The 374-nt window shown below is 45.2% G+C and carries 1 protein-coding gene; it reads left to right on the forward strand.

The window, feature by feature from the left end:
• On the forward strand, nucleotides 1-374 hold a 374-nt coding region (locus tag H3S94_RS11780), incomplete at both ends, for an invasin domain 3-containing protein (protein ID WP_198241184.1).

Genomic DNA, 374 nt, shown 5'->3' on the forward strand with positions numbered 1-374 from the left:
GTAACAAGCCGGATACGAACAAGGTTGTTCTGTCGGAAATTCAAGAGTCACCGGATGGCACCTATAAAGCCACATTAAAAGGCACGCTTGCGGGAACTTATAAAATTACACCGAAGGTTTCTTCTGTTGCTGTTGGAACTCTTGAAGCACAAGTGACATTGACCGCCGGTAACGTGTTTGCAGGCAATTCGGAATTTAGCGCAGATCAGGCATCCATTCCAGCAAATGGAACTGAACAATCAATACTCACCTTCAAAGCGAAGGACGCCAATCAAAATCCCGTCACAGAATTAGGCAACAAACTTGCCTTTGACATTGTTGACGAAGGCGGTAACAAGCCGGATACGAACAAGGTTGTTCTGTCGGAAATTCAA

This window comes from Bartonella sp. B10834G3 (assembly GCF_016102505.1).
Lineage (GTDB): Bacteria > Pseudomonadota > Alphaproteobacteria > Rhizobiales > Rhizobiaceae > Bartonella > Bartonella choladocola.